The sequence below is a fragment of the Pseudomonas citri genome (assembly GCF_025336485.1).
GTDB lineage: Bacteria > Pseudomonadota > Gammaproteobacteria > Pseudomonadales > Pseudomonadaceae > Aquipseudomonas > Aquipseudomonas citri.
Map to the genome: position 1 here is coordinate 1 of NZ_JAODAB010000052.1, position 5,496 is coordinate 5,496.

At 52.0% G+C, this 5,496-nt stretch carries 2 tRNA genes and 3 rRNA genes; all 5 read left to right on the forward strand.

The window, feature by feature from the left end:
- The first annotated feature begins 354 nt into the window (after positions 1–354).
- Positions 355–1,891: ribosomal RNA gene (locus tag N4Q37_RS27565) — 16S ribosomal RNA — on the forward strand.
- Positions 1,892–1,956: 65 nt separating this feature from the next.
- Positions 1,957–2,033, forward strand: a tRNA-Ile gene (locus tag N4Q37_RS27570).
- Between the two features lie 22 nt (positions 2,034–2,055).
- Positions 2,056–2,131: transfer RNA gene (locus N4Q37_RS27575), tRNA-Ala, on the forward strand.
- 265 nt (positions 2,132–2,396) lie between these two features.
- Positions 2,397–5,288: ribosomal RNA gene (locus tag N4Q37_RS27580) — 23S ribosomal RNA — on the forward strand.
- A 138-nt stretch (positions 5,289–5,426) separates the two neighbouring features.
- Positions 5,427–5,496 (forward strand): 5S ribosomal RNA (rrf, locus tag N4Q37_RS27585); the annotation flags it as partial.

The window sequence follows — 5,496 nt, forward strand, 5'->3', positions numbered from 1 at the left end:
AAAAAGAGGTGTTGACAGCAGCGAGTAACGCTGTAGAATTCGCCTCCCGCTGACGAGAGATCGAAAGCGCAAGTGGTTGAAGTTGTTCAGGTTTTCAAAGCAAAATTTTGAAAACTTCTGAAAATAACCGCTTGACAGATACACGGGGCGCTGTAGAATGCGCGCCTCGGTTGAGACGAAAGGCTCAACCCACCGCTCTTTAACAACTGAATCAAGCAATTCGTGTGGGTGCTTGTGAAGTCAGACTGCTAGTCAACAGATTATCAGCATCACAAGTTACTCCGCGAGAAATCAAAGATGTAACCAACGATTGCTGAGCCAAGTTTAGGGTTTTCTCAAAACCCAACGATGTTTGAACTGAAGAGTTTGATCATGGCTCAGATTGAACGCTGGCGGCAGGCCTAACACATGCAAGTCGAGCGGTAGAGAGGTGCTTGCACCTCTTGAGAGCGGCGGACGGGTGAGTAATGCCTAGGAATCTGCCTGGTAGTGGGGGATAACGTCCGGAAACGGACGCTAATACCGCATACGTCCTACGGGAGAAAGCAGGGGACCTTCGGGCCTTGCGCTATCAGATGAGCCTAGGTCGGATTAGCTAGTTGGTGAGGTAATGGCTCACCAAGGCGACGATCCGTAACTGGTCTGAGAGGATGATCAGTCACACTGGAACTGAGACACGGTCCAGACTCCTACGGGAGGCAGCAGTGGGGAATATTGGACAATGGGCGAAAGCCTGATCCAGCCATGCCGCGTGTGTGAAGAAGGTCTTCGGATTGTAAAGCACTTTAAGTTGGGAGGAAGGGTTGTAGATTAATACTCTGCAATTTTGACGTTACCGACAGAATAAGCACCGGCTAACTCTGTGCCAGCAGCCGCGGTAATACAGAGGGTGCAAGCGTTAATCGGAATTACTGGGCGTAAAGCGCGCGTAGGTGGTTCGTTAAGTTGGATGTGAAAGCCCCGGGCTCAACCTGGGAACTGCATTCAAAACTGTCGAGCTAGAGTATGGTAGAGGGTGGTGGAATTTCCTGTGTAGCGGTGAAATGCGTAGATATAGGAAGGAACACCAGTGGCGAAGGCGACCACCTGGACTGATACTGACACTGAGGTGCGAAAGCGTGGGGAGCAAACAGGATTAGATACCCTGGTAGTCCACGCCGTAAACGATGTCAACTAGCCGTTGGGGTCCTTGAGACTTTAGTGGCGCAGCTAACGCATTAAGTTGACCGCCTGGGGAGTACGGCCGCAAGGTTAAAACTCAAATGAATTGACGGGGGCCCGCACAAGCGGTGGAGCATGTGGTTTAATTCGAAGCAACGCGAAGAACCTTACCAGGCCTTGACATCCAATGAACTTTCCAGAGATGGATTGGTGCCTTCGGGAGCATTGAGACAGGTGCTGCATGGCTGTCGTCAGCTCGTGTCGTGAGATGTTGGGTTAAGTCCCGTAACGAGCGCAACCCTTGTCCTTAGTTACCAGCACGTTATGGTGGGCACTCTAAGGAGACTGCCGGTGACAAACCGGAGGAAGGTGGGGATGACGTCAAGTCATCATGGCCCTTACGGCCTGGGCTACACACGTGCTACAATGGTCGGTACAGAGGGTTGCCAAGCCGCGAGGTGGAGCTAATCCCACAAAACCGATCGTAGTCCGGATCGCAGTCTGCAACTCGACTGCGTGAAGTCGGAATCGCTAGTAATCGCGAATCAGAATGTCGCGGTGAATACGTTCCCGGGCCTTGTACACACCGCCCGTCACACCATGGGAGTGGGTTGCACCAGAAGTAGCTAGTCTAACCTTCGGGGGGACGGTTACCACGGTGTGATTCATGACTGGGGTGAAGTCGTAACAAGGTAGCCGTAGGGGAACCTGCGGCTGGATCACCTCCTTAATCGACGACGGCAGCGGCTTCATGAGCTCCCACACGAATTGCTTGATTCATTGAAGAAGACGATTGGGTCTGTAGCTCAGTTGGTTAGAGCGCACCCCTGATAAGGGTGAGGTCGGCAGTTCGAATCTGCCCAGACCCACCAATTTCATGGTGTCCCCGGATACGGGGCCATAGCTCAGCTGGGAGAGCGCCTGCCTTGCACGCAGGAGGTCAGCGGTTCGATCCCGCTTGGCTCCACCATTACAGAGGCTCCACCATACAGATTGGCGCAACCGTTTAGAGCTTAGAAATGAGCATTCCATCCAGGCGATGGTGAATGTTGATTTCTGGTCTTTGATCAGATCGTTCTTTAAAAATTTGGGTATGTGATAGAAAGATAGACTGTGATCCACTTTCACTGGTGGTGATCAGGCTAAGGTAAAATTTGTGATTGGCTCGCGAGAGTCAGATCGAATTTTCGGCGAATGTCGTCTTCACAGTATAACCAGATTGCTTGGGGTTATATGGTCAAGTGAAGAAGCGCATACGGTGGATGCCTTGGCAGTCAGAGGCGATGAAAGACGTGGTAGCCTGCGAAAAGCTTCGGGGAGTCGGCAAACAGACTTTGATCCGGAGATCTCTGAATGGGGGAACCCAGCCAGCATAAGCTGGTTATCTTGCACTGAATACATAGGTGCAAGAGGCGAACCAGGGGAACTGAAACATCTAAGTACCCTGAGGAAAAGAAATCAACCGAGATTCCCTTAGTAGTGGCGAGCGAACGGGGACTAGCCCTTAAGTGGCTTTGAGATTAGCGGAACGCTCTGGAAAGTGCGGCCATAGTGGGTGATAGCCCTGTACGCGAAAATCTCTTGGTCATGAAATCGAGTAGGACGGAGCACGAGAAACTTTGTCTGAATATGGGGGGACCATCCTCCAAGGCTAAATACTACTGACTGACCGATAGTGAACCAGTACCGTGAGGGAAAGGCGAAAAGAACCCCGGAGAGGGGAGTGAAATAGATCCTGAAACCGTATGCGTACAAGCAGTGGGAGCAGACTTTGTTCTGTGACTGCGTACCTTTTGTATAATGGGTCAGCGACTTATTTTCAGTGGCGAGCTTAACCGAATAGGGGAGGCGTAGCGAAAGCGAGTCTTAATAGGGCGTCTAGTCGCTGGGAATAGACCCGAAACCGGGCGATCTATCCATGGGCAGGTTGAAGGTTAGGTAACACTGACTGGAGGACCGAACCGACTACCGTTGAAAAGTTAGCGGATGACCTGTGGATCGGAGTGAAAGGCTAATCAAGCTCGGAGATAGCTGGTTCTCCTCGAAAGCTATTTAGGTAGCGCCTCATGTATCACTGTAGGGGGTAGAGCACTGTTTCGGCTAGGGGGTCATCCCGACTTACCAAACCGATGCAAACTCCGAATACCTACAAGTGCCGAGCATGGGAGACACACGGCGGGTGCTAACGTCCGTCGTGAAAAGGGAAACAACCCAGACCGTCAGCTAAGGTCCCAAAGTTATGGTTAAGTGGGAAACGATGTGGGAAGGCTTAGACAGCTAGGAGGTTGGCTTAGAAGCAGCCACCCTTTAAAGAAAGCGTAATAGCTCACTAGTCGAGTCGGCCTGCGCGGAAGATGTAACGGGGCTCAAACCATACACCGAAGCTACGGGTATCACGTAAGTGATGCGGTAGAGGAGCGTTCTGTAAGCCTGTGAAGGTGAGTTGAGAAGCTTGCTGGAGGTATCAGAAGTGCGAATGCTGACATGAGTAACGACAATGGGTGTGAAAAACACCCACGCCGAAAGACCAAGGTTTCCTGCGCAACGTTAATCGACGCAGGGTTAGTCGGTCCCTAAGGCGAGGCTGAAAAGCGTAGTCGATGGAAAACAGGTTAATATTCCTGTACTTCTGGTTATTGCGATGGAGGGACGGAGAAGGCTAGGCCAGCTTGGCGTTGGTTGTCCAAGTTTAAGGTGGTAGGCTGAAATCTTAGGTAAATCCGGGGTTTCAAGGCCGAGAGCTGATGACGAGTTACCCTTTGGGTGACGAAGTGGTTGATGCCATGCTTCCAAGAAAAGCTTCTAAGCTTCAGATAACCAGGAACCGTACCCCAAACCGACACAGGTGGTTGGGTAGAGAATACCAAGGCGCTTGAGAGAACTCGGGTGAAGGAACTAGGCAAAATGGCACCGTAACTTCGGGAGAAGGTGCGCCGATGAGGGTGAAGCACTTGCTGCGTAAGCCCACGTCGGTCGAAGATACCAGGCCGCTGCGACTGTTTATTAAAAACACAGCACTCTGCAAACACGAAAGTGGACGTATAGGGTGTGACGCCTGCCCGGTGCCGGAAGGTTAATTGATGGGGTTAGCTAACGCGAAGCTCTTGATCGAAGCCCCGGTAAACGGCGGCCGTAACTATAACGGTCCTAAGGTAGCGAAATTCCTTGTCGGGTAAGTTCCGACCTGCACGAATGGCGTAACGATGGCGGCGCTGTCTCCACCCGAGACTCAGTGAAATTGAAATCGCTGTGAAGATGCAGTGTATCCGCGGCTAGACGGAAAGACCCCGTGAACCTTTACTATAGCTTTGCACTGGACTTTGAATTTGCTTGTGTAGGATAGGTGGGAGGCTTTGAAGCGTGGACGCCAGTCTGCGTGGAGCCATCCTTGAAATACCACCCTGGCAACTTTGAGGTTCTAACTCAGGTCCGTTATCCGGATCGAGGACAGTGTATGGTGGGTAGTTTGACTGGGGCGGTCTCCTCCTAAAGAGTAACGGAGGAGTACGAAGGTGCGCTCAGACCGGTCGGAAATCGGTCGTAGAGTATAAAGGCAAAAGCGCGCTTGACTGCGAGACAGACACGTCGAGCAGGTACGAAAGTAGGTCTTAGTGATCCGGTGGTTCTGTATGGAAGGGCCATCGCTCAACGGATAAAAGGTACTCCGGGGATAACAGGCTGATACCGCCCAAGAGTTCATATCGACGGCGGTGTTTGGCACCTCGATGTCGGCTCATCACATCCTGGGGCTGAAGCCGGTCCCAAGGGTATGGCTGTTCGCCATTTAAAGTGGTACGCGAGCTGGGTTTAGAACGTCGTGAGACAGTTCGGTCCCTATCTGCCGTGGACGTTTGAGATTTGAGAGGGGCTGCTCCTAGTACGAGAGGACCGGAGTGGACGAACCTCTGGTGTTCCGGTTGTCACGCCAGTGGCATTGCCGGGTAGCTATGTTCGGAAAAGATAACCGCTGAAAGCATCTAAGCGGGAAACTTGCCTCAAGATGAGATCTCACTGGAGCCTTGAGCTCCCTGAAGGGCCGTCGAAGACTACGACGTTGATAGGCAGGGTGTGTAAGCGCTGTGAGGCGTTGAGCTAACCTGTACTAATTGCCCGTGAGGCTTGACCATATAACACCCAAGCAATTTGCGTCGAACAGGCCAGATTGCGGTGCGGTGAAGACGAAACGAACCGAAAGTTCGAGACACAAACACCGGTCACATACCCAATTCGCTGCAACGTCGCAAGACGCTGTAGCTCAAGAATTTCTTGACGACCATAGAGCATTGGAACCACCTGATCCCATCCCGAACTCAGAAGTGAAACGATGCATCGCCG